This window comes from Leisingera aquaemixtae (assembly GCF_001458395.1).
GTDB classification, from domain to species: Bacteria; Pseudomonadota; Alphaproteobacteria; order Rhodobacterales; family Rhodobacteraceae; genus Leisingera; species Leisingera aquaemixtae.
In genome coordinates, this window is record NZ_CYSR01000007.1 from 31154 (window position 1) to 55647 (window position 24494).

15 protein-coding genes and 1 pseudogene are annotated in these 24494 nt (G+C 64.9%); all 16 read right to left on the reverse strand.

Going from position 1 to position 24494, the window contains the following annotated elements:
* Position 1 precedes the first annotated feature (1 nt).
* The 16 genes and pseudogenes from PHA8399_RS02655 to tssF all read right to left on the reverse strand — a co-directional run bounded on the left by PHA8399_RS02655 (position 2) and on the right by tssF (position 24493).
* Positions 2-724: a PP2C family protein-serine/threonine phosphatase gene (locus PHA8399_RS02655; protein ID WP_058284720.1), complete on the reverse strand. Its 723-nt coding sequence runs from the start codon at positions 722-724 to the stop codon at positions 2-4.
* The gene (gene tagF / locus PHA8399_RS02660) at positions 724-1392 is read right to left on the reverse strand and encodes a type VI secretion system-associated protein TagF (protein ID WP_058284667.1); all 669 of its coding nucleotides are present in this window, start codon (positions 1390-1392) and stop codon (positions 724-726) included. The genes PHA8399_RS02655 and tagF overlap by 1 nt, the downstream gene beginning before the upstream one ends.
* Positions 1392-4964 carry a type VI secretion system membrane subunit TssM gene (gene tssM / locus PHA8399_RS02665; protein WP_058284668.1) on the reverse strand — a complete coding sequence of 1191 codons (3573 nt, stop codon included), beginning with the start codon at positions 4962-4964 and terminating at the stop codon, positions 1392-1394. The genes tagF and tssM overlap by 1 nt, the downstream gene beginning before the upstream one ends.
* Complete coding sequence (gene tssL / locus PHA8399_RS02670) at positions 4961-6388, reverse strand: type VI secretion system protein TssL, long form (RefSeq protein ID WP_058284669.1); 1428 nt, start codon at positions 6386-6388, stop codon at positions 4961-4963. The genes tssM and tssL overlap by 4 nt, the downstream gene beginning before the upstream one ends.
* Before the next feature lie 14 nt (positions 6389-6402).
* A complete protein-coding gene (gene tssK / locus PHA8399_RS02675) occupies positions 6403-7743 on the reverse strand; it encodes a type VI secretion system baseplate subunit TssK (protein ID WP_058284670.1) in 1341 nt (446 codons plus the stop codon).
* A 44-nt stretch (positions 7744-7787) separates the two neighbouring features.
* On the reverse strand, positions 7788-9269 hold the full coding sequence (gene tagH / locus PHA8399_RS02680; RefSeq protein ID WP_058284671.1) for a type VI secretion system-associated FHA domain protein TagH: 1482 nt from the start codon (positions 9267-9269) through the stop codon (positions 7788-7790).
* Between the two features lie 8 nt (positions 9270-9277).
* Positions 9278-9580, reverse strand: a complete 303-nt coding sequence (locus PHA8399_RS02685) for a PAAR domain-containing protein (RefSeq protein ID WP_027233865.1) — start codon at positions 9578-9580, stop codon at positions 9278-9280.
* Positions 9581-9597: 17 nt separating this feature from the next.
* Positions 9598-10206 (reverse strand): DUF6931 family protein, encoded by a 609-nt coding sequence (locus PHA8399_RS02690; RefSeq protein ID WP_058284721.1) that lies wholly within the window; start codon positions 10204-10206, stop codon positions 9598-9600.
* Between the two features lie 9 nt (positions 10207-10215).
* Positions 10216-12327 (reverse strand): type VI secretion system Vgr family protein, encoded by a 2112-nt coding sequence (locus PHA8399_RS02695; RefSeq protein ID WP_058284672.1) that lies wholly within the window; start codon positions 12325-12327, stop codon positions 10216-10218.
* A gap of 64 nt (positions 12328-12391) precedes the next feature.
* Positions 12392-15823, reverse strand: coding sequence for a type VI secretion system contractile sheath domain-containing protein (locus PHA8399_RS22905; protein WP_342027512.1), 3432 nt, complete (start codon positions 15821-15823; stop codon positions 12392-12394).
* Positions 15824-16168: 345 nt separating this feature from the next.
* A pseudogene (tssB, locus tag PHA8399_RS22760) lies at positions 16169-16666 on the reverse strand (type VI secretion system contractile sheath small subunit); the annotation flags it as partial.
* Positions 16659-17489 (reverse strand): ion transporter, encoded by an 831-nt coding sequence (locus tag PHA8399_RS02705; protein ID WP_058284722.1) that lies wholly within the window; start codon positions 17487-17489, stop codon positions 16659-16661. The gene PHA8399_RS02705 and the pseudogene tssB, both read right to left, overlap by 8 nt.
* An 87-nt stretch (positions 17490-17576) precedes the next feature.
* Positions 17577-18812 carry a hypothetical protein gene (locus PHA8399_RS02710; protein ID WP_058284673.1) on the reverse strand — a complete coding sequence of 412 codons (1236 nt, stop codon included), beginning with the start codon at positions 18810-18812 and terminating at the stop codon, positions 17577-17579.
* A 59-nt stretch (positions 18813-18871) separates the two neighbouring features.
* Positions 18872-21595 carry a type VI secretion system ATPase TssH gene (gene tssH / locus PHA8399_RS02715; protein ID WP_058284674.1) on the reverse strand — a complete coding sequence of 908 codons (2724 nt, stop codon included), beginning with the start codon at positions 21593-21595 and terminating at the stop codon, positions 18872-18874.
* A 1-nt stretch (position 21596) separates the two neighbouring features.
* Positions 21597-22652 (reverse strand): type VI secretion system baseplate subunit TssG, encoded by a 1056-nt coding sequence (tssG, locus tag PHA8399_RS02720; RefSeq protein WP_058284675.1) that lies wholly within the window; start codon positions 22650-22652, stop codon positions 21597-21599.
* A complete protein-coding gene (tssF, locus tag PHA8399_RS02725) occupies positions 22616-24493 on the reverse strand; it encodes a type VI secretion system baseplate subunit TssF (protein WP_058284676.1) in 1878 nt (625 codons plus the stop codon). The genes tssG and tssF overlap by 37 nt, the downstream gene beginning before the upstream one ends.
* Position 24494: the final 1 nt, after the last annotated feature.

A 24494-nucleotide genomic window follows, 5' to 3' on the forward strand; every position in this document is an offset into this window, starting at 1 on the left:
GCTACAGGACATCTATCACGACGGCGGTGATGTTGTCCGCGCCGCCGCCGTCCAGCGCGATCTGGATCAGCCGGTCGCCAACCGTTTCCAGCGGCGTGCTGCCAAGAACATCCGCGAGGATCGCAAAGGTGGCGTATTTGGTCAGCCCGTCAGAACAGATCAGGAAGCGGTCGCCGGGCACCGTGCCGCCGCGCACCTTGTCGATTTCCAGCTCTTCACCGACCCCGACGGCGCGGGTGATCGCGTTGGATTGCGGATGCTGGTCGGCCTCGTCCCAGGTCATCGTGCCCGCCAGAACAAACTCCGCCACCGCCGAATGATCTTCGGTCAGCATCTCGATCCGGCCATTGCGCAGCCGGTAGATCCGGCTGTCCCCGGCCCAGAGGCCGACGAAATGCTGGTTCGCCATGATCAGCGCGGCAACGGTTGAACCGATGGTGCCGCCGCCGCGGGAGGCGGCTTCGGCCCGGATGGCCTGGTGCGCGGTCTGGATCGCGTCCCGCAGCGCATGCATCCGCGCCGCCGGGTCCAGCCCCTGCGGGATCGTCGCAACCGCATCGGCAATCAGGCGGCTGGCGAAGTCGCCGGCCTGGTGTCCGCCCATGCCATCGGCCACCAGCCAGATGTCATGCTCCGGCAGCGCCAGAACGGCATCTTCGTTGATCTTGCGCTTCAGCCCCACGTGGGTCTGCGCGGTATAGCGGTATTTGCGCATCGGGTTCATCATGAGACCCCGGCCCCCGCCCAGACCGGCGCGCCCAGGTCAAACAGTCCCAGCGCCACAGCGCCTTGCGGCAGACCCCTGCAGGCCAGCGTTCGCGGCACACCGTCCAGAACCGCGGTCCACAGGCTGCAATCCGCCAGCCGGGCGCCATCCGATGCGGCTGTCAGCCTCTCCGCGCCCTGGGCCCCGGCCAGAACCACCGTCATCCCCGCTGCGGCCTCGGCGCCAGCGGCCGGTGCCGCCGGCGCCGGTATCTCTGCGAGTGTCGCCGCCAGGCGGTCCTTGGTCATCGTGTCCTCCAATGCATCCAGCGCCACATCCTCCAGCCGTTCAAATAATGCGGCCTCGCCGAAATGGTACGGCCCCGCCGCCCCCTGCCCCGGCACACCCGCCATCAGCGTCAGCGGAAACCGGCGCCCCACGCGGTCGACCGACGGCATCATAACGCCCATCACCGTCCCCGCGCCGGCCAGTCCGGCAGGCAAGGTGAACCGCCAGATTGGCGCGGTCATGTAATGCGCGTCAAACCCGGCGCCATACGCGGCCCTGCCGTCCAGCATGATCTTCTGCAGCCAGGCGTCCCACACCCGCACAAAACCGCCCGGCGTGTTCAGCCGGAAGAAGTCCCCGGCTGACGGCATCTTACCGAAGGCCCCGAACCCCGCCATCACATCGACTTCGGGCAGCTGAACTTTGCCATCGCCGGCAGGGCGAAGGGGTTGATGACCGAGCCGGACTGCAGCTCAAACAGCGCCAGCCGGCCGCCCACGCGGAAGTTCACCCGCCGCCGGTCGGACACATTGGTGCGCCGCACCTCTGCCGCGTCCAGCAGCCGGAACCAGGCCCAGGGCCCGTCGCGCGACAGCACGTTCTCGGCATCGCGCTTTTGCGGCAGCAGCGTCAGCCGCGCCAGCCCGACCGAGCCGGGCCAGGTCACCGCCACCGGCGTCGGCGCGCCGGAGCGGTGATTGTAGGCCACCTTGGTGCCGTCGATTTCCAGCAGCACCTCCTTGGCCTTGGGATCCAGCGCGTTGACGGTGATCTGGAAGTTCACCGTCGGCTGCGGCCCGTCCGCAAAAAACGCCTCCTTGATCTCGGCCGCATATTGCATCTGCTGCAGCACCGCCGGGCTGATGCCCAGGTCGACGTCATTGACGCGCTTCCAGGTCCAGGGCCGGCTGCGGGTATCGACGTATTTCATCAGATGCTCGTTGAAGAAACTGTCGATCATCCCCTCCGGCGCAAACAGCTTGGCAAAATCCGCCATTGCCACATCGGCCCGCGCCGAGCGGTTGAACGGATAGCGGTTCGCCAGCGCCTGTTCGCAGAACGGCAGCACCGCCGATTGCCAGCGCGCGTTGATGGAGGCGCGGGTGCCCTCGGATGTGATCCCCGATGAGCCCGCCGAGATCTGCGTTGCCCAGCGGGGCAGCGGCCCGCCCATGCGGCTGGCGGTCTGCTGGAACTGCAGCAGGGCCTGGCCGCTCTGGCCGCCGGCCGCCACGCCGGAAAAGGACATCTTGTTCAGCTCCTGATAGACCAGTTGCAGCTGCCCCATCAGGTCATCCAGCTGCGACGGCTGCCCCTCGGGCCGGTTGACCAGATCATAAAGCCACTGGAACCGCTCCTGCACATAGGCCCCCGGCGGCTTGGCTGTCTCTCCCGGCGCATTGGCGGCGGAATTGACCAGCGCCTCCAGCAGGATCTGCCCCTGGATCGACAGGTTCGACCGGGATTCAATCGCCGCAACCTGCTGCGCACCCGCTGCCAGAGACCCCGCGTCCAGCACCGATTTGTCTTCGTTCAGCCGGGTTTCGTTGCTGACTTCGGTCAGGATGTTGACGATGGGAGAGGTCGGCCCGGACAGCACATTGGTGACTTCCACCGCATGGGACAGCGATTCCAGCGGGATAATGTCGATGTCGCCCAGCATCTGGTCATAGCGGCTGATGTAGTCGTTGTAATAGAGGTCCAGCACATCGCGGCTGAGCTTCAGAAGCACCGCCTCATTCTGGGCTGCCTCGCTCTGTTCCCCCAGCACCCAGGCCTCGCGGTGGACGCGTTCGGCGACGCTGACCGCCTCTGGCAGGAACACGTTGTGGAAGCCGTCATAGGTGAAGATGCCTTCAATCCCATCATTCAGCGGCTTGCCGGAACTGCGCACCAGCACCCGCTTGACCGACGGCCCGCCCACATCGGTGATCCGCCATTTCGGCAGCGCGGTGGCCTGCTGCGAATTCAGGATGCCGTTATAGACCCGCTGCGCCAGCGGCATTTCCGACAGGATGTTCTGCGCCTGGGCGATCAGCGGGCCGTTGAGCGCAATCTCCTCCATCGGCTGCGACAGAAGCGCGGTCAGGTGATCCATCAGATCGGCGCGCAGCTGGGTGCGGGCAATGCCGGGATAGGCAATGTTTTCCCAGTCCAGCCGCATCCATTCCTTGACCAGATCGGGATTCATCGGCCCCTGCAGCCCCAGCATCAGGTAGATCTTCAGCGCCTCATACAGCGTGTCGGGGTTGTTCATGTTGCCCTCGATCTGCTGCTCCAGCCGCACCAGCAGCCGCGGCAGCAGCCGCTGGTTCAGCGCCGCACGATAGGTCTGTGCGGCCTGGGTGCCGATCACCTCGCCCTGGTACAGGCCATAGGTCATCGCGCGCTCGGGCTCCGGGTCCGACAGCACCGGATTGCCCGGCATGTCGCGCAGGTTGTTCAGCGCCGCCACCACCGGAACCAGGTCGGTGTCGCCCACCGGGCTGGGCGGCAGCTCTGCCGCTGCGGCCTGGTAGGCCGACACTTGACCCTCGGCCTGGGCGATCAGATCGCTGTTCTTGAGATAGGACCGCACCCACAGCGTGCCCATTGCGATAGCCACCAGCACGGTGGCCGCAATCGCAATCCGCCGGGTCCAGCGGTAGCGGCGTTCGACCTTGTCGTCGGCCGACACCAGCCCCGCCTCCGGGAACATCACACCCTCGAACAGCCGGGTCAGGAAGAAACTGCGCCCGGTGCCCTGCCCCGAACCAATCGCCTGCCGCCCGATGCCGAAGGTCTGCGCCATGCCAAGCATCAGCCGGTCAATCGGTGTGCCTTCCTGGGTGCCGGAGGTGAAATAGACCCCGCGCAGCATCTGCCGCTGCGCATAACGGCTGTCCTGAAACACCTCGGTCAGGAAGTCGCGCGCCACCGCGCGCATTGACGCCACCTGCGACGGGAAGCCGGCAATCAGCGCCCGGCGCTGATGATCGGTCTCGGTCTGCATCTTCTCCAACAGCTGCGCGTTGATTTGCCCCAGCAGCAGGCCGAACTCCTGGTCAAACGCGGCAATCGGCGGCTCTTCCTTCTTGCCCTTGGGCAGCGGCAGGGTGAACCCCCAGACCTGCTCGCGGTCCTCCTTGCCCAAGGAGTCATGGAATTCCTGGAAGCCGGCAATCAGGTCTGCTTTGGTGAACAGCACATAGACCGGGAAGCGCACACCCAGCTTCTGGCGCAGTTCCTCCAGGCGGTGGCGCACGGCAGCGGCGTGGCTTTTCTGGGTGATCTCATCCTGCAAGCTGAGGTCGGACAGCGAGATCGCGACGATGGCACCGTTGATCGGCTGCCGCTTGCGGTACTTTTTCAAGAGCCCCAGGAAGCCCAGCCAGGCCGCATTGTCTGCCTCGGCATCGCTTTCCTGCGTGGTATAGCGCCCGGCGGTATCGATCAGCACCGCCTCATTGGTGAACCACCAGTCGCAGTTGCGGGTGCCCCCCACGCCGCCAATCGCCGCCTTGCCCAGCTTCTCGGCCAGCGGGAACTGCAGGCCGGAATTCACAATCGCCGTGGTCTTGCCCGCGCCCGGCGGGCCGATCATGATGTACCACGGCAGGTCATTCAGGTGGCGCCGCCCGCCCTTGGACTTGCGCAGCTCCTTCATCGCGTCCTTGAACTTGCCGCGCAGCTCGCCGATTTCCTCGGACAAGACATCATCTTCCGAGGTATCGGCCGCCTCGGCCATCTCCTCGGTCATATCCTTATCCTTGCGGCGGCGGCGCCAGAAGATGAGGCCGATGATGATGAAATACAGCAGGAAGATCACGCCGATGGCGATCAGCCGCGCCATCACCCCGTCAAACGGGCGCCAGTCGGCGCTGCCGATGAACGGCGCAAAGAACCACACGCAGGCCGACAGCACCGCGGCCAGGATCAGCAGGACGGTGTAGATCGACCGGAACAGGGGAATGATATAGCGGCGGATCATCCTTGAACCTCCTGAACCAGCAGGATTTCGATCCTGCGGTTCTTGGCCCGCCCGGCGCGGGTGCTGTTGTCTGCAATCGGTTCCTTGTCGGCGCGGCCCTCGGCCGACAGCCGGTCCGGATCCGTCATCACCTTGGCCATTCCGGCCATCACCGATTTCGCCCGCGCCAGCGACAGTGCCATGTTGGACGGGAACCGCGAGGAGCGGATCGGCACGTTGTCGGAATGCCCTGCCACGATGAGCTTGCCCTTTTCGTCATTCAGCGCCTCGGCCACCCGGTTCACCGGATTGCGGAACGCCTTGCTCAGTTGATCCGAGCCGGAGCCGAACATGCCAGAACCGGTCAGCCGGATGATCAGCGTATTGCCCTTCTGGAACACCTGCACGATGCCTTCCTTGATTTCCGGCTCCAGGAAGCCGGACACCTTGGCGACCTGCTCTTCGGTGGTCGGGGCCAGCGGCGGCGGCGGGGGCGGCGGCGCGCGCCGTTCCAGCTGTGCCTTGGGACCGGCGTCAACAATCGACAGCTGCCCCACCACATTCTCGGTCTTGTTCGACAGCATCCAGCTGAGGCCGATGAACTGCAGCGCCAGCACCGCAGCGGTGGCCGCCAGGGTGATCCACACCAGCCGCCAAACCGACAGCGCCTTGAACGGCTTGATGATGCCTTCCCAATGCGGCGACAGATCGCGCTCGACGGGGCCGCGCTGGTTGCGGATGATCCGGGCCAGCGCGCCGCGGATCTGCAAATGCTTTTCCGAACCGCCCTGCTCCACCCGCAGGCGGCCCTCAAACCCCAGCGACAGGCACATATAGAGGAATTCGAGCATGTCGATATTGGCGCCCGGCTCCTTCTCCAGCCGCGCCAGCAGATCATAGAACCGGTCGCCGCCCACCACCTCGCGGTGGAAGGTCGCGACCATCGACTGCAGCCCCCAGGAGGACTGCCCGCCCCAGGGCGTGTTCAGCACCACATCGTCCAGTGTCGCGCACAGCGCATAGCGCGCGACCTTCACGGTCTGCGCCGGAATGCCTGCCTGCAGCGCGCGGTTTTCGAACGCGCGCACCTCCGCCACCACGCTTTTGCGCAGCGCGTCCGGGTCCATGTGCTGCGCCCGGTTGCGGATGCGGGAAATCAGCGCAAACAGGGTTGCGGCGCAGGCGGTCAGCTGGTTCATCCCCGTCAGCGCCATCTTCGGCGCCTTGGCCCCGCCGGCCGCGGCCTGCGGCCTCGGCGCTGCCGCCTGCGGCACGCCATAGGCATCCAGATCCGGGTCAGCGGGCTGCTGCGGCACCGGCTGGCTCTGCGGCGGCGTCTCTGGCTGCTGCATCGGCGTGGCGCTGCGCCGCCCGCCCGGGTTCGGCTTGATCACCGTCTTGTCGGTATCCCCCGGTTCGGCAAAGGGATCGTCATAATCAGCCATCTCAGCGCCTTCCCTTATGCATTACGGATCGCCCAAAGCTCCATCTTGAGCCCCGGATACTGGCCCGACACATGCACCGCGATCCCGCCGGAAGTGGTCATCTTGCGCCAATAGGGGCTGTCCGCGTCCATCTCGAAATAGACCACGCCGGAATGATAGGGGATCTGCCGCGGCGCCACTGGAAGCGGGCGCAGGGTGATCCCCGGCAGCGCCGAATTCACCAGCTGGCGGATTTCCTCGACGGGTCCGATCTTGGCCTGACCCGAGAAATGCTTGCGCACGTCCTCGGCCGGGATGTCGGCACTGACCGCCAGCACAAAACCGGCATTGCCCAGCAGTTTGCGGTCGGCAATGACGCCCACCGAGATGCCGTATTTGCGCGCTTCCAGCTTGATCGGGATCGCGTTCTGCTCCAGCACTGAGCTCAGATACTGCCGCAGCACCCGGATCACCGGCGCAAAACACGCGACCAGGTTGTCATGGGTATAGGGCGGAAACTCCGGCGCCTGTTTGTCCGCCGACATGAACACCGACAGCTCCCCGGCCAGCCCGGCGCACAGGGTGAACAGGCGTTCGGGGTGCAGGTTCTCGATATTGCGCAGATGGCGCACCTGCGGCAACAGCCGGTTCACCACCGTCAGCAGCATGAAGTCCGACACATCCGCCACACCCCGGGCGCCGCCCGCATCTGACAGGCGGCCTGCCAGCGCTTCCATCCGGTGCGCCAGCAAGCCCTCCAGCTCCCGCAGGAAACCGTTCAGCGCAGGCGCCGCGCGCACATCCAGGCAGGACGGGATAAAGGCCTGATCCAGCACGATCTCCTTGTCCGGGCGCACCTCGATGATGCGCGCGACCGGGATCGCCAGCAGGTCGGCCAGATCATCCACCTCCAGCGCGAACTGGAGGCGCATCTTGCCCACGTCCAGCTGCACCGGCTTGCGCTCGGAGGAGGTCACGTCGGTCACTTCCTGCTTGTCCGGGCGCAAGCGGCTGGCGGAGCGTTCGGCGCCGCTCAGGTCGACCTCGACCGCCCCCTGGCGCCGCTGCGGGACGGTCAGGTAGACGATGCAGTCCTTGACGGTGGACGGCACCTCCAGCGCCGGCGGATGCGGATCCGCCATCGGCACCCGGAACACCGTGCCGTCATGGGTCAGACCCTCGTAGGACTTGACCGCAAACTGGCCGATCTTCAGCGCCTCGTGGTCAATCTCCAGCCCGTTCACGCCCCAGGCATAAGGGCTGAGCCGCCGCGCCAGACCGGCCACCAGCGCCTCGTTGTAACGGTCGGACTGCTGGAAGTGATGCGGCTGCAAAAACAGCCCCTCCGTCCAAAGTACCTTGCTGTCCCAGGACACCGGGATCTCCTCTTCCTTGCAGACGCGCGCCAGCGGCGCGGCGCTTATCCGTCCTTCAGCCTGTCCAGCTGCTGCTTGTAAGCCCGCGCGAATTCGCGGCTGAACAGGTCGTGAAAATCATTCTCAGCCTGGTCGGAAATCTCCGCATAAAGCTGCTCGTAAACGTCCCAGTAACGGGCCTTCTTGCCGCGCAGGAGGCCGCTGAGGCCGCCCTTGTCCTCGATCTGCGCCTCCAGCGCCTTGGGGTCGAGGCGTTTCAGAACGCCCTTCAGCGCCGCCTCCATACCGGTGACCATCGCCACCTCATGCGCCTTGATGTCTTTCAGCGCCTCCTCGGCGGCGGTTTCCGGGCTGAGATAGCCCTTGGTCGCCGGGCGCACCATCGCCTCGACCGCCTGCTCCGGCGTGATCGAGAACTTCAGCGGATTGTTTCCGCCGGCCGAAATCATCGTCTGCTCGATGCGGAATTCCGACTTGATCGAGGTCCGCGTCATCAGGATTTCCCGCAACCCCGCGACCAGCGTCCGCATCACCCGGCCCATGCGCGCCATGGTGCTGATATGATCTTCCGGGCCGATGCTGATCTCGGCGCCCGCCCCGCTGAGGAAAGCTTCAATCGCCTCCTGTGCTCCGGCAGAGGGCAGCGCCCGGCTGCCCCCGTCCTGAGAGGGCGGAATTTCCGTTGGCGGCGCAGGCGGAACCTCCTGCGGCGGTGCCGGAGGCGGGGTTTCCTGGGGCGGCGCTTCTTGCGGCGGCTGCGAAGGCGGCACCTCCTGCGGCGGCGGCGGAACCTCACGCGGCGGCTCGGGTTGCGGTTCCGGCTCATCCGGTCCGCCGATGCCGGACAGGAACTCGTCGTCCCAATCGTCCGGGATCATGCTCGAATGCGCGGCAGGCGCGGCAAACCCGTCCGAGGCGGTGGGGTTGTGGTTGGCGAGGCTGGCCCCCGCGCCTTCGCGCCCGTCGCTGGTTTTCTGGAAGAACGGATCCTCGTCCTCGCCCAGCGGCGGCAGCAGCTCGTCAATCGGGTCGACCGGGTTCAGCTGCGCGGGCCCCTTCGGCCCCTCGCCCAGCAGGTCATCCAGGAAATCGCCGCCCGGGCCGCTATCCTCAAACAGTTGCAGGGGATCGGGCGCATTGGCGGCGTTGCCGGGCGACACGGGCGCCTGCGCCGCGGGCGCCGCGATCAGGTCCCCGAGGTCCATCAGGTCGTCGCGGATTTCCACCACCAGCTCATAATTGCCGATGCACAGCACATCGCCATTGTTCAGCGGTGTCGGCGTCCGGCCCAGCGGGATCTTGGAATAATTCAGAAAGGTGCCGTTGGAGCTGAGGTCCACCACCACCACATTGCCGTTGTGATCCTCGATCACGCAGTGATTGCGCGACAGCATCTGGTCCGGATCGGGCAGCACCAGATCGCAGCTGGCCCCGCGCCCCACCGTCAGGCTTGGCCCCCGCATCGGAACAGGGGCCGCATCGCCGGGCATCGCGCCCGAGCTTTGAAACTTCAGCGTCACTCCCATGATTGGGCCTAACCTCCCACCAGAACGGTGAATTCACCCTTGACGACCATGCCGCCGCAGGCGGTGTTGTCCAGGATCCGCGCGGCCGGCATATTGTTGATCAGCACCGTCGCCGAGCCCTTGATGATCGGGTGCGGCGACGGTGCCGCCGTGCACATGTCCCCCAGGCGCGCGGCCGGCAAGTTGGCAACCAGCACGGTCACTGCGCAGGGCGGCAGGATCGGCGTCGGCACCGGCAGCACCGGCGGCGGCGGGGTGGAGGGCAGCATGCAGGCATGCAGATCCGTCACCCGGGCCTGTGGCATTCCCATCTGTTACATCCTCCCTGTCAGTCCTGCGCCGCGTGCTGGGGAACTTCGATCACCTGTCCCTTGCCCCCGCGCGCGATATCCAGCGCGCGTTCCACCAGAACGCCGCCGTGTTCTTCAAACTTATCAGACAACTGACCCAAGGCCACCATATTCATGGCAAAGGCGGCCGCCTCAGAGGCCCCTGCGGGGGCAGGATATTGATTCAATTCTCCGGGTCCGAGCGTTCCAGCGGCATAGAGCACCGCCAGCGCGCAATTCACCGTGTCATCATCGACATAGGCATGATCCAGGGTGATCCGCGCCTTGTCGCGGTTTTCCTCGGTGGGCTCGAACACCCAGGCCTCGGACGCCTTCAGCGCGGCCGGGTCCTTGTCCGACCGCGGCCCGATATAGTCCCGTGCGGCGAGGCAGGCCCACCACACCCGTTCCCGCGGCGGCAGCAGCACCGCCAGCACCCGCAACAGATCGACCAGCGCGCCCTTGCGGTCCAGCTCCTCCAGCACCGCCCCGGCCTGCGCCGTCGGCGGCGCCTCCAGCGGCGTCTTCAGGATCACATTTGCCCGCGACAGCAGCTTGGCCACCGGATCGGCGGGCATCTTGACCAGCTTTTCAAATCTTCCCGGCATCTGCACCACCTAGTTGATCATCGTGAGGCCGCCCTTCAGGGTCAGCATGGCCTCGCCCTTCACGGTGGTCATCGGTGCCTTTGCTTCGACCATGCCGGTGCCTTCGATCTTGATCATCGGCCCCTTGATGGTGACGCCGGAATTGTCGATCTTGACCTCTGAGGCCCCCACGGTCAGCTTGATTTCCTGGCCTGCGCTCATCGCGATCTTGCCCGCGGTCACATCGACGGTCAGATTGCCCAGCGACACGGTCTCCGTATGGTTGCCCTGGGCAATCGTTTCGGTCAGGTTGCCGGTGTCGATGTCCAGGGTCATGTTGCCGGTCTGGATGGTCTCCGACTTGTCGCCGGTCTCCACCACTTCGGTGCGGTCGCCCTGGTGCACGGTTTCCGTCATGTGCTGCTGGACGGTGAACACATAGCTCTTTTCATCCGCAGACGTAACCTCCGGATCGGGCGCATCCAGGCCAACCGTCACCGTCGAGCGGTCCTTGACCAGCATCTGGTGATCCTTTTGCGCCTGCACCCGCATCAGTTCGCTGTCCTTCTTGTCGTCGAACATCAGCTCGTTATAGCCGCCGCCGCCTTTGGAGGAGTTGGTCTTGATCCCCAGCTGGGTCTGATCGTCCGGGTAGGTATAGGGCGGCATCGTTTCGGCATTGTAAAGCATGCCCGTGCAGATCGGCCGGTCCGGGTTGCCATCCTCGAACTGGATTACAACCTCCTGCCCCATCCGCGGGATGGCCACCATGCCCCAGTTCTTGCCGGACCAGGGCGTCATCACCCGCACAAAGCAGGACGACGTCTCGTTCTTCTTGCCCTCCCGGTCCCAGTGGAACTGGATCTTGATGCGCCCGTGCTCATCGGTCCAGATCTCCTCGCCGCTCTGGCCGACCACAGTTGCGGTCTGCAGCCCCTGCACCTCAGGCCAGGGGGTCACCAGCGGCGCCCGGAACTGTTCGGATTTCAGGATCGCACCGAAGGTCGAGGCATAAACGTCGTGCTCCATCTCCGCCGGCACATCCATGTTCTTCGCCTTCAGATCGCGGCGCATTGCGCCTTTGGTGGCGACCTCCTTCCGCTTCTGGCTTTCCCGCTCGCCGTAATCCCAGGCCACTTTGATGTGATGCTCCGCATCAATCACCAGGTATTCCTTGTTATTCTCGCTCACCGGGTGCTCCTTCATGGTGAAGGTGCAGCCGGTGACCAGCGTCGGCACGCTGGAGGCGCCGCGCCAGCGGATGTGCCTGATCGCTTCCGCTTCCATCCGCACCCGCGCCAGTTTGGTGCCGAGGGTGGAATCCTTCCGGTAATGGCCCTGGTAGTCGTAGACTTCATAGTCCTTGTAGGAATGCTTGCCCTTGGCAATTGCCGAGGTGGCCTTGAGATCCGCCGAAGGGGTCAGGAAATCAAAATCGTTCAGCGTGACCTTGCCGCGGGTCACGCGCTCATCCTTGGTCCACTCGGAGATATGCTCCTCGCGCCGCCGGTCGCTGTCGTCGCGGGCGTGGAACTCGACGGTCGCGCCGCCGTTGATCGGGGAATGGCCGCTGACCCCGTCGCACAATATCAGCTTTTCGCGCGTGGTTTCGCCAACCGGGCTCTCGAAATAGTAATAGATCCCCTCTTCCTCCATCAGGCGGCACAGGAAATTAAAGTCGCTCTCGCGGTACTGCAGGCAGTATTCGCGTGTGGTATAGCTGTCGCTCAGCTTGTCCGTGAAATCACTGAAACCGTATTCGCTGAACAGCTGCTTGATGATCTCGACCGTGGTCTTGTCCTGATACACCCGCAGATCGCAGGTCCGCGTCAGCATCCAGAACCAGGGGCGCACTTCGGCCACGAACATCTCATAGCCGTTGCGGAACCCCAGATGCTCGACCGAGACGCAGATACCGTTGAACTGATGCTCCGTCTGCTGGCGCATCACATGCACGTTCATCTGCTTGCCGACCAGGTCCTCCAGCTTGGGCTGGGCCTTGGTGGCGGCAAATTCGATGGTGGTCTCGGTCAGCTTGCTCAGCCCCTCGCGCACGATGGCCCGGCTCATCATCAGGCCGTCGGTGGCATAAGTCCCCGACATCCAGACGAGGTCGTTTTCATGGCCCTTGCTTACAACCATGTCTCCTCCTTTCCGCGACGGGAACCGGTCCGGTAATCGCCGGCAGTGTTCTCAAACATACGCATCACAAATCATCCAAAAGCGCGGCGAGCTCTGCATCCATTTCCTCGCCGCCGTCATCGTCATCCTCATCGCCGTCATCCCCAAACGACGACAAAAGGTCATCCAGATCATCTAGGCCGCCGTCCTCAGCGTCGAAATCCAGGCCGCTCAGATCCAGGCCGTCGTCATCTTCCCCGAGGTCCAGATCATCCAGGCCGAAATCGCCGCCGTCATCGCTGCCTAGGTCCAAATCTTCCTCATCGCCGCCGCCTGCAGGAACCGGCGGTTCCGGCCGCCCGCGCGGGTCCGGCGGCGAAGGCTCAGGCGCCGGCAGTCCGGTCCAGGGCCCCAGGATCTGGCTGCCCTTCAAGGAGTTGAAGGAGGTCAGCCGCACCTCGTCCCGTCCCTTGACCGCGCTCACCGCCATGAACCCGCGCTCCTGCGCCATCGCAATCTTGTTCAGGTCGATATTGCGCTCCGTGCAGGGCAGCGCCACCTGGTCGCCAAACCTGTCGCTCACATAATGATAGGGCATTCCCCCCAAAGACATGATCTTGCCCAGTTGCAGCGACGGGCCGAACTCCTTGAAGGACCGGCCCAGTAGGATCGCCACCAGCACCACCGGATTGGCCCAAAGCATACCCTTCAGGCCTTCCGTTTCGGTAAACTCCTCAAAATCAAACTCATAGCAGGGTTCGGTTTTCTCACCATAGGGGCGCCGCAGCAAGAACCGCGGGCTGACCAGCCCCAGATGCCCAGCCTCCACCATGCCCTGCAGCGTGTCCCAGGCCTCCGCCACCAGCTTGGTCCGCTCCGCCTTGGGCGTTTTCAGGAACTCCGGCGAAATGGACGCAAAGAACGGCGCATCCACATGCGCCGCCACCCGCGCGATCCGGCCCAAAAGCTCTGCATGCGGCGGGGTTTCCTCGAACTGATACATGCCGATCAGCGCCGAATAGCCGCCGCGCCCGTTTTCCTCGTCCAGCGGCTCCTCCGTCAGCAGCCGCACCAAGCCGGTCCTGGACAGATCGTCCTCCGCCGCCAGATCCGCCGCCAGCTCCTCTGCCGAGATGTCATAGAGCACCACATCCAGCGTATCGTCCGCCTCGATCGAGCGCGCCATCAGATCCAGCGAGCGCCACTGCGCTTCGACCGACTGGAACTCCGGATGATGCAGCACCAGCCGCATCGCATCAGACAAGGCCTCATCCACCGCCTTCTGCATCGCCGCCAGGTCCGGGTCTGGCAGCGCCCGGATATGAGGGCCGACAACCCGCGCCAGCAGGTCCTCCACCGGCGAGGCCGCACGCGGGGTGATACCGGTATCTTTGATCAGCTGCTGAAAGGCGCTCAGCCGCTTGTCCGCAGGCACCGCATTCCCTGCCGAGGTCCGCTTGGGCGCCCGCGCCTTGGTGCCGTATTTCTCCGCCCAGGCCTTCAGCGTTTTTGCGGCGTGATCCGCCGTCGCGCCGCTCTGCAGCTGCTTGCGCAGGCCCGCCAGCTCGGAAAACAGCTCCACATTCTCATAGAGTTCATCCGGATGCAGACCATCCAGATCCTCCAGTTTCACCGCAATCCCGGCGCCCTGTTTGCCAATCGGCAGCACCAGTTCGGTGGCAAAGCGCTCAATCACATCCTCAACCGTATCCGGGTCCAAGAGGATCGCCTTGCGCGCCGCCAGCGCATCGCCGGTCTCCAGCTGCCCCTTGGCCGCTCGCCCCGAAAAATCGCCCAGAACGGCCATCCGGAACCGCTTGCGCGCCAGCTTCTGCGCGGCAGGCCGCTCCGCGCTCATGGTGCCATAAGCAAACTCCGGTTCGTCCGAGAGTTCCGCCCCGGCAGTCTCTGCCGCTGGCGCGTTGCCGCCGTCGTCCAGATCCCCCAACAGCGCATCCAGATCATCGCTGCCATCCCCGGCGGTGTCCTCATCGTCATCGCCAAGACCGCCGAGCAGATCATCCAGGTCCACGTCCCCGTCATCGCCCATCAGGCTGTCCAGATCCGCATCCGCGTCCCCCAGCCCGCCCAGCAGCGCATCGAGGTCATCTTCGGCGCTTTCCGCGCCGTCCGCCTCTTCAGCGTCCGCTTCTTCACCAAGACCGGCCAGAAGGCTGTCCAGATCGCCGTCGTCGTCCTCATCGCTGCCAAGGCCGCCCAGCAGGTCATCCAGGCTGGCATCCTCCCCGGCCTCATCCTCATCCAGCCCGCCCAGCAGCGCGTCCAGATCATCACCGTCAGCGTCGCCGGACTCTTCGCCGCCATCGTCATCCAGACCGCCCAGCAGATCATCAAGACCGCTGTCCCCGGCATCCTCCCCGGCGTCCTCTACCGTCTCGCCCAATCCGCCCAGCAAGGCGTCCAGATCATCACCGCCGTCTTCTTCGGCGGCCTCATCATCAGCCAGAAGCGCGTCCAGATCGGCGCTGTCCTCCTCTTCCCCCGCGTCCAAGCCGCTGAGAAGATCATCCAAACCGCTATCCTCTGCCGCGTCCTCTGCAACCGCTTCGTCCGCCGCATCGCCCAACAGTGTATCTGGATCGCTCTCCGTGTCTTCCTCCGCACCCAGACTGCCCAGCAGACTGTCCAGATCGTCATCCTCATCCAGCCCGCCAGACAAAAGCGCATCCAGATCCGCATCACCGCTGTCTGTGTCCTCCGCCTCGTCTGCCCCTGCGAGTTCCGCCAGCACATCAGCGGTGTCTTCCTCGGCCTTGTCTTCCAGCACGCCGCTGCCGAGGTCCGCGAGCAGATCATCCAAGCCGCTGTCTTCACCCTCCTCGTCTTCCGGCGCCTCCAGCGTGTCGAGCGCTGCAGTCAGGCCGACTTCACCGGTCTCTTCATCCGGCGCGTCAAGGCCGCCCAGGATATCGTCCAGATCCGTCTCATCCTCCGGATCGCCTTCCGGCAGATCAACCGCCAAACCAGCCAGAACATCCCCGGCGGCGTCCGCTTCTTCGGTCTCTTCCGGTGTTTCCAGGCTGTCCAGAACGGCGCTCAGATCATCTTCTTCGGGCGCGTCGTCCGGCGCGGCATCCAGCAATCCCTCAAGAATGTCCTCCGCTTCAGCGTCTTCCGCGTCCTCAATCCCGCCAGCGGCCAGACTTTCCAGCGCATCCTCTGTTTCGCTGGCGGCGTCTTCCTCTTCGGCTGCATCCGCCAGGCTCTCCAAGGCCGCCGCCCCTGCAGCGTCTTCAGCCTCGTCCTCCACCTCGGCCGGGGCGAGCCCCTGCAGTACCGCAGAATGATCCTCCTCCACAGCGGCCTCCGGCACATCCAGATCCGCCAGCGCGTCCAGCACGCCCGAAGCGTCCTCCGCCGCGGTCTCAGCAATCTCAACCGCCGCAAGGCTCTCCAGCGCCGCGCCAGCGGCATCCTCCGCGGCGGGCTCCTCAGGTTCTTGCGCCGCCAGCCCGGCGAGCACAGCGCCGGACGTATCCTCTTCCGCATCGGGCATTTCTACCTGCGCCAAGCCTTCCAGCACGGCGCCCGTCTGCTCACTCTCTCCGGCGTCCGGAAGCTCCGCAGCAGCCAGCGAGGCCAGCGCCTCCCCGGCTTCATCGCCCTGGTCTTCGTCTTCTGGTGCCGCCGCACTCAGGCCGGCCAGCACATCCGCTGCACCATCATCTGCTTCCGGCTCCTCGGGCGCTGCCGCCCGCAGCCCTGCCAGAACGCCGCCCGCAGCATCCTCTGCCTCAGCGTCCTCCGGGGCCTGTGCGGCAAGCCCCGCCAGCACGTCACCCGTGGTGTCCGCCCGCGCCTCCGGAAGCTCCAGAGTGCGCAAGGAGTCGAGCGCCGCCGCGCTCTGAGCATCCGCCGCCGGCGCCGACACCGCGGCCAGCAGCGACGGGTCGTTAAGGATAGTCTCGATCAGCGCCTCGGCCCCGGTCTTGCCGTCCATATAGGCCATCAGGTTCTGCAACTGAGTGCGCGCCTCCAGCAGCGGCCGCAGCGCATCGACCTTGGCGGCAATGGCACCGGGCGAGAAATCGGCGAGGCTCTCAAACGTCAGATCAACCGAAAGATTGCCGTCGCCGGTCAGCGTGTTGGGCACGGTGAAGGCGGCGCGCGGCGCCAGCCCCTTCATCCGCTCATCGAAGTTGTCGGCGTCAATTTCCAGGAATTTGCGGTCTGCGATCGCGGGCTGCTCGACCTTGGATTTCCCAATTAGATCGCTCATCACCCCAATCACAAAGGGCAGCTGCACCTTCTTCTCGGCGCCATAGAGCTCCACTTCATATTCGATCTGAACGCGCGGCGCCCGGTTGCGGGCGATGAATTTCTGCGAGCTGTCAGCCATTGCCCTGCCCTTTCATTTCCGCGATCTCAGCCCTCAGCGCCTTGATCTGCTCATGCAGCTCCAGGACATGGGCATCGACCACGTCCGTTTCCGATTTCACCAGATCCCGCAGCTTCTCGAACTCCGCTTCGGCCTCAGCCTCCACCGCCGACTGCATGGTGTTGACCAGAAGGCCGATGAACAGGTTCAGGACGGAAAAGGCGGTGATCACGATGAAGGGCACAAAGAACGACCAGGCAAAGGGGAACTCCTCCATCACCGGGCGCACGATGCCCATCGACCAGCTTTCCAGCGTCATGATCTGGAACAGCGAATAGAGCGACCGGCCCAGCGTGCCGAACCATTCGTCAAAGGCCTGCCCGTACATCATCGTCGCCATTACGCCGAAGACATAAAACACGATGGAGATCATCACGATCACCGCGCCCATGCCCGGCAAGGCATCCAGCAGCGCCTGCACCACCGCGCGCATCTGCGGGATGACCGACAGCAGGCGCAGGGCGCGCACCACCCGCAGGCCGCGCAAGGCCGACAGGCCCTGACTGTCCGGCAGCAGCCCGAAAGAGACCACAACCAGGTCAAAGATGTTCCAGGCAGAGGAGAAGAACCGCAACCCATAGGCAAACAGCTTCAGCGCCAGCTCCAGCACAAAGATGGTCAGAACCGCGGTGTCGATCACATCCAGCAGCCCGCCCGCATGCGCCCGCACCGCCGCAGAGGTGCCAAGGCCCAGGGTGATGGCGTTAAAGATGATGATGCCAAGAATGGTATTCGTCACCCAGGGGCGCTCGACGAATTCGCGGGCGCGGTCCCGAAGCGTCATGCCGGTGCTGGCCTGGGTTTCCACTGGTCTTCTCCCTGTCTGCGGCCCGGCCGGCTTTGGGCCGGGCCATTGCTTTGCCGGTCCGGATCAGGCGACCGCCTTGCTGACGTTGTCCACCAAGGTCTTGACGGTTTTGATTGCGCCCATCAGCGTGGCCGCTTCCGAGGCAATCGACTTCTTGTCCAGCTCCTTAAGCTTTTGGATCGTCGTCTGGTCGTCGATCTTCATGCCGTTGCCCTCCATCAGGGCCTGCATTTCCTCCAGATAGGCTTCGCGCTCCTTCAGCTTGGCGGCCAGTTCGCTGGCGGCGCGTTTCAGCGTCATGCATTCCGCGCCCAGCTTCACGCCTTCTTTCAGGGTTTTCGACGCGCGCACCTTCTTCATCAGCTTGTCCGCAGAAACGCCCAGGCTGTCGGTCTTGCCGCGCGTCTTGGTGGTGTGCTCGCGGTAGGCTTTGCGCGCTTTCTCAGCGTCATTCACCTTGGCCGAGATCCCCTTGACGGTGGCATCCAGCAGGTTCTTGGCGATGGATTTGGCGTCCTTGCCCTTGGTCACCTCTTCGCCCATCGCCAGCGCCTTGGCGGTCAGCTTCTTGATCGCTTCAATCGGCTTTTTCACCGAAATCCCCGACGTGTCAGTGATCCCCTGCCGCTCCGCCGCCTGCATCAGAACGGTGCCGCGCAGGGTGATATAGGCCTGGATCCCGGTATACAGATCCTTGCGCAGCTTGGCCTCGTTCTTGAGCTGCTGATTGATCTCCAGCCCCAGCTTCACAACCTCCGTCACGATGGTCTTGTAAGAGGTCACATCCGCCCCGGAGGTCGCCACCAGCTTGGCCACGGAGCCTGCGATCTTGATCGTGCCCAGCCCCACCTTGAGGGTGGTCTTGACCCGCGCCTCCTTCAGCAGCTTGTCGCCCTGGGCTTCCTTTTTGAGCCGCGCTTCGATGGCCTTCTGGGCGGCCCCTTCCGCCGAATCCATCGCGTTCTTGATCGAGGCGTTGGTCGCCTGGATCATCTTTTCCGCTTCTTTCTGCGCCGCCGCCCCGGGCGTCTCCATCAGCTTGCCGACCTTGGCGTCCAGCTTCACCGCCTCTTCGGTGATCACCTTCTCATAGCGCTCCAGCTCGGCCATGCCGGCTTCTTCCAGGCGCTTCAGTTTGGTCGAGGGCGCCGGATCAGGCTTTTTCAGCGTGCCCGTGGTGGTGACTTCAAGCTCCACATCGACCCGGTATTTCGGGATTTCGATGTATTGCAGCTTGGGCTTGGACCGCACCAGATCAACGACATAGAACTTATGCTTAACGGTTGTTGTCTTGGCCATCAGATCTCTCCCTTGTGACTGTTTAATTTCAATGCGCAGGCCGGCTGCCTGGCACCGCGTTACTCGAAAGCGTAGGAAAACTCGCCGTCCGTGACGCCGATATCGACCTTCTTGACCTCCGTGCCCTCAATCAGGCGGCGCAGGAATTCGTTGGAGATATCCGGCAGCATCGAATTGGTGACAATGGCGTCGATCATCCGGCCGCCGGACTCCAGCTCCTGGCAGCGCTCGACAATCTTGTCGACCACGGCATCCGAATACACCAGCGGCACCCCGTGCGCCTCCTCGACCCGCTTCTGGATGCGGCCCAGCTGCAGCCTGGTAATCTCGGCGATCATGTCCGGCGACAGCGGGTAATAGGGGATCGTCACCAGACGCCCCAGCAGCGCTGGCGGGAACACCTTCAGCAGCGGATCGCGCAGCGCCTTGGCCATGCCCTCCGGCTCCGGCATCAGATCGGGATCGGAGCACAGGTCCATGATCGTCTCGGTGCCGACGTTGGAGGTCAGCAGGATCAGCGTGTTCTTGAAGTCGATCACGCGGCCCTCGCCGTCTTCCATCACGCCCTTGTCGAACACCTGAAAGAAGATCTCATGCACATCCGGGTGCGCTTTCTCGACCTCATCCAGCAGCACGACTGAGTAAGGCTTGCGCCGCACTGCCTCGGTCAGCACCCCGCCCTCTCCATAGCCGACATAACCCGGCGGCGCGCCTTTCAAGCTGCTGACCGTATGAGCCTCCTGGTATTCCGACATGTTGATGGTGATGACATTCTGTTCCCCGCCATACAGCACCTCGGCCAGCGCCAGCGCGGTTTCGGTCTTGCCGACACCGGACGTGCCGGCCAGCATGAACACACCAATCGGCTTGTTCGGGTTGTCGAGGCCTGCCCGGCTGGTCTGGATCCGCTTGGCGATCATCTTCATCGCGTGGTCCTGGCCGATCACCCGTTTGGCCAGATGCTCCTCCAGGTTCAGGATGGTCTGGATCTCGTCCTTGACCATCCGGCCCACCGGGATGCCGGTCCAGTCGCCCACCACCGAGGCCACCGCCTGATGGTCGACAATCGGCAGGATCAGCGCGCTGTCGCCCTGCAGCGCCTCCAGCTCCGCGTTCTTGTCCTTCAGCGCCTGCATCAGCTCCGCGCGCTCATCCTCCGTCAGCGGACTATCGGCAGCGCCCTCCGCCGCGTCGTCCCCGGCATCAGCCGGAGCGTCCACGGGCGCGGCCCCCTCCCGGAGCTTGGCGCGCAGCTCCAGAATGCCTTCGACCACCGCCTTTTCCTTGTTCCAGCGCTCGGTCAGCCCGGCCAGCCGCTCCTCCTCGGCAGCCTTGGCGGCCTGCACCGCCTCGCGCCGGTCGGCAACCTCGTAACCGGCAGTCTCGTCGCGGCCGATGATCTCCAGCTCGGTGGTCAGCGCCTCGATCCGGCGCTGGCTGTCGTCGACCTCGGCAGGCACGGCGTGCTGGCTCACCGCCACGCGGGCGCAGGCGGTATCAAGCAGGCTCACCGATTTATCCGGCAGCTGCCGCGCCGGGATATAGCGGGCCGACAGGCTGACGGCAGCCTCGATCCCCTCGTCCAGCACTTGCACCCGGTGGTGCTGTTCCAGCATCGAGGCGATGCCCCGCATCATCAGAACCGCCTTCGGGATACCCGGCTCCTCGACCTTGACCACCTGGAAGCGGCGGGTCAGCGCGGGGTCTTTCTCGATGTATTTCTTGTACTCGGCCCAGGTCGTCGCGCCGATGGTGCGCAGGGTGCCGCGCGCCAAGGCCGGTTTCAGCAGGTTGGCCGCATCGCCGGTGCCCGCCGCGCCCCCTGCCCCCACCAGCGTGTGGGTCTCATCCACGAACATCACAATCGGCACCGGGCTGGCCTGCACCTCGTCGATCACCTGGCGCAGGCGGTTCTCGAACTCGCCCTTCATGCTGGCACCGGCCTGCAGCAGCCCCACGTCCAGGGCCAGCAGACGCACATCGTGCAGGGCCGGCGGCACATCACCGCGCGCAATCCTCAGCGCAAAGCCCTCGACCACCGCGGTCTTGCCCACCCCGGCCTCGCCGGTCAGGATCGGGTTGTTCTGCCGCCGCCGCATCAGAATGTCGACGATTTGGCGGATTTCCTCGTCCCGCCCCACGATCGGGTCGATCTCGCCATTGCGGGCCTGCTCGGTCAGGTCGGTGCAGAACTGTTCCAGCGCCTCGCCCTTGCCCATCGCACCCGGCGCCATCGCGCCGGACGCCTCGCCCGGCTCCGCCCCGCCGCCGGTGACGTTGGAGCCGTCCTGCGCCCCCAGCCGTTCCTCCGGCGATCCATCGGTGGCCTCATGGAAGTTATCCGCCAGATCATCGGCGCCGATCTTCGCCAGCTCCGGCGACATGGTGGACAGAATATTGCGCAGGGCCGGCGTCTTCAAAATCCCCAACAGCAGATGCCCGCTGCGCACCTGGCCCGAGGAGTAGAGCAGCGAGCCCCAGACCCAGCCCCTCTCCATCGCGTCCATCAGGTGGTCCGACAGGTCGGAGATCGTCGACGCCCCGCGCGGCAGCATGTCCAGGGCGCGGGTCAGCTCGGCGGCAATCTTGCCCGTGTCCAGATCGTAATGCTGAATGATCCGGTGCAGATCGCTGTCCTGCTGCGCCAGCAGCTGATGCATCCAATGCACCAGTTCGACATAGGGGTTTCCGCGCATTTTGCAGAACACGGTTGCGCTTTCTACGGCCTGGTACCCCAGCTTGTTCAGCTTGCCAAACAGCGCCACGCGGCTGATCTCGGTCATCTTAAATCCCTCCCTCTACTCGCTCTTCAGCCCCGGCGCCAAATCCCGGGTACAGGTACAAATCATTCACGTCCGGCTGGTCCGCATCCGGATCGGGGCGCGAGCGGATCCAGCTGGTGTGCCCCAGCCGGGTGGTGCCGCCCAGGGATGCGCGCGGCACCTCATCGCCCGCCAAGACCAGGTTCACGTCCCAATCCAGCACATCGCCAACATAAGAGCGCACAATTGCGCGCAGCCGTTTCAGCGCTTCACCGCCCGGCAGCAGCCGCCCGTAATCCTTCAGCGTCAGCGGCCCGATGCGGATGCGGAACTTGGCGGTGCGGCTCCACACCTTTTCGCCGATGCTGGTGCTTTGCCCCAGCCCGCCATAGCCCAGGCCCCAGCGGTCGTCCGGCTCCAGCTCCAGCCAGCTGCCGACATATTCCTCCAGGCTGACCGGCACCTCGAAAAACGCTGCCAGGATCGACACCAGCCCGTCCGGGTTCTTCGCGCCGCGGGCCAGGTGGCCGGCAAAATGCAGCTTGGCCAGGTCGGGCATCTCGTCCCGGCCGGTGAACTTGAAGCCATTATAACCGATCAGAGACGCCACCTTGCGCGCCATCGGATCATCGGCCCGGTCAAAGCTGACCGCGGGCGAACCTTGCGTCCAGGCGCGGAACAGCAGGCTCATCAGCCGGTGCGTCAGCATGTCGGCAAAGGCCACCATCGTCGGATCGCGGTGGTTCCTTTTGCGGTCGCGGGCGTATTCGGTCAGGTGCAGCGGCAACGGTCCTTGCGGCCCGAACAGGCCGAAGAAGCGGTTGGTCAGCACCGCGGGTTTATCACCCTCCGCCGGTTGGAAGGCGGCAATCGTCGAGGGCGGGAAGGCCAGTTCCGCCTCCTGCCCCAGCCGCAGCCTGTCCTGGCGCGGGCGGCGGCTTTCGCCAAGGCGGGGGGCGTCGCCGAAATGCGCCTCCAACACCCTCAGGGCCTGAAAAACGTGGTGTTTCTCAGGCTCCGCAGCCAGCCGGCCATAGAGGCTCAGATCATCCGGCCAAGGCCCTTTTCCGGTCGCCATCTGGCAATTTCCCCGCGTTTTTCAGTCTTCAGGACTGTCTCCGTGAATGAGTTGATGCTGGCATAACCGCGGAAGAACCGTTCCAGCACGGCCCCCAGCGCATAGATGTTGCTGCCCTCGAAAAAACTCTCGTCAAAGCCCAGGGTGATCTCCAGGCCGCGCACCGCGGTCGACAGCACCTCGTCGCTCATCCGCCGCACGATGGGCCGGGCGCCAACGGACAGGATGCCCTCCAGCTGCTTTTCCGTCACCCGGTCGCCCAGCGGCGCATACAGCCCGACCAGCTCGCGCAGCGCCTCCGCCGACTGGCCCTTGCCGGTTTCGGCAATCGACACGTAGTTCAGGCTGAGGTGCGAGATCAGCCGCCAGGCGGTGTCCCCCTGCGCCAGCGTCGGGTGCGGGCGGGTGGGCGACACCGGCAGCGTCACCTTCTTGACCGGCCCGCCCTCGGGCAGGTGGAACACATCGTCATTGCCGGTGGCCAGCAGCATCGGCAGGTCGCGGTTGGTGCACAGCGCGGTGACCGCCAGCTGCTCCAGCCCCGGCGAATAGGGCACCTGCGCCCGGTCCACCAGCGTCAGGAACACCTCCGATCCCAGGTAAGAACTGCGCACCCCGCGCAAACGCTCCTTCTCAGAGCGCTGCCGCATCCGCCGTTTGACGGTGTAATAGGCCGGGTGGCTTTCGCCCGCCGCGGTGAAGTCATTGGCGGAATAGAACGGGCGGAACACCACGTCGTCCTCGCCCTCGCCGCTGATCCCGACCACGCTTTGCAGCGCATAAACCTCGAAATCGAGGCCCGCGGTGCGGTTCGGGATCACGTGATGCTCGGTATCAATCGGCGCAATACGCACCCGGTCGCAGCGCTTCTCGAACAGGTTCACGGCGGGCACCGCGTTCAGCTGGAACACCTCCGGCACCACGATCGGGGCCACCTCGGGCATGCCTTCGCGCAGCAGGATATAGAGATCCACCTCGCTGTCGGCGGATTTCTCCAGCCCCGCCCGCAGCCCCTGCAGCTCGACAAAGCGGAACCGCTCCGGCATCGCGAAATATTCCTGCAGCAGCCGGTAGCCGTCATAGACCCGGCGCGGCAGCGGCAGCAGCGCCTCCTCGGGGCTGAACCCCTTTTGCACCACCTTGGCGCCGCGCAGCGGCAGCTGCCAGTCCGCCCGCCGGTCGGTTGAGCGCGCCACGATCCCCTGCACCTGGGTGCACAGCAGCTCCAGCAGCGGCCAGCTGTTGCCCGCGGAGCCGGACAGGTACAGCGACAGCTTGTCCATCTCCAGCTTTCTGATCGGATCGCCATCAATCCGCTTGATGCGCAGCCGGATGCCCGCCCGCGCGTCATAGCCGGTGGCCACGCCCGCCGCGACCAGCCCGCCGCGCCCGTCAATATACTGCGCCTCGGTGATCTGGATCGGCCACATCGTCAGATCGGCGGCGGTGCGGAATTCGCAGGGCGTCTGCTCGCCCTCGGTCAGCCGCGACCTGAGGGTGGCGCCGCGCTTCAGCACATAGCCGCTTTTCACCGCCGAGTTCGCCGCATCCGGCTCAAACGCCGCGATCATCATCGACGGCGTCGGCGCCAGGTAATGCGGATAGATGATTTCCAGAAGGTTCGAGGTGAAGTTCGGATACTGCAGCTCCAGCTCCAGCTGCACCCGCGCGGTCAGAAAGGCGGCGCCCTCCAGCAGCCGCTCCACATAAGGGTCGAGCACCTCGACCCCCTCCATCCCCAGCCGGGCGGCGATCTTGGGATAGGCAGCAGCAAACTCCGCGCCCATGTCGCGCAGGTAATTCAGCTCGTTTTCGTAATGGGTCAGCAGCCGTGTATCCATG

Excerpts from the sequence above, each read along its gene's own strand:
- PHA8399_RS02705 (WP_058284722.1), bottom strand. The coding sequence starts at position 17,489 with ATGACGCTTCGGGACCGCGCCCGCGAATTCGTCGAGCGCCCCTGGGTG.
- tssF (WP_058284676.1), bottom strand. The coding sequence starts at position 24,493 with ATGGATACACGGCTGCTGACCCATTACGAAAACGAGCTGAATTACCTG.
- tagF (WP_058284667.1), bottom strand. The coding sequence starts at position 1,392 with ATGGCGGGGTTCGGGGCCTTCGGTAAGATGCCGTCAGCCGGGGACTTC.
- PHA8399_RS02710 (WP_058284673.1), bottom strand. The coding sequence starts at position 18,812 with ATGGCCAAGACAACAACCGTTAAGCATAAGTTCTATGTCGTTGATCTG.
- PHA8399_RS02655 (WP_058284720.1), bottom strand. The coding sequence starts at position 724 with ATGAACCCGATGCGCAAATACCGCTATACCGCGCAGACCCACGTGGGG.
- tssH (WP_058284674.1), bottom strand. The coding sequence starts at position 21,595 with ATGACCGAGATCAGCCGCGTGGCGCTGTTTGGCAAGCTGAACAAGCTG.
- PHA8399_RS02695 (WP_058284672.1), bottom strand. The coding sequence starts at position 12,327 with ATGGTTGTAAGCAAGGGCCATGAAAACGACCTCGTCTGGATGTCGGGG.
- PHA8399_RS02690 (WP_058284721.1), bottom strand. The coding sequence starts at position 10,206 with ATGCCGGGAAGATTTGAAAAGCTGGTCAAGATGCCCGCCGATCCGGTG.
- tssL (WP_058284669.1), bottom strand. The coding sequence starts at position 6,388 with ATGGCTGATTATGACGATCCCTTTGCCGAACCGGGGGATACCGACAAG.
- tssM (WP_058284668.1), bottom strand. The coding sequence starts at position 4,964 with ATGATCCGCCGCTATATCATTCCCCTGTTCCGGTCGATCTACACCGTC.
- tssG (WP_058284675.1), bottom strand. The coding sequence starts at position 22,652 with ATGGCGACCGGAAAAGGGCCTTGGCCGGATGATCTGAGCCTCTATGGC.
- PHA8399_RS02685 (WP_027233865.1), bottom strand. The coding sequence starts at position 9,580 with ATGGGAATGCCACAGGCCCGGGTGACGGATCTGCATGCCTGCATGCTG.
- tagH (WP_058284671.1), bottom strand. The coding sequence starts at position 9,269 with ATGGGAGTGACGCTGAAGTTTCAAAGCTCGGGCGCGATGCCCGGCGAT.
- PHA8399_RS22905 (WP_342027512.1), bottom strand. The coding sequence starts at position 15,823 with ATGCCCGATGCGGAAGAGGATACGTCCGGCGCTGTGCTCGCCGGGCTG.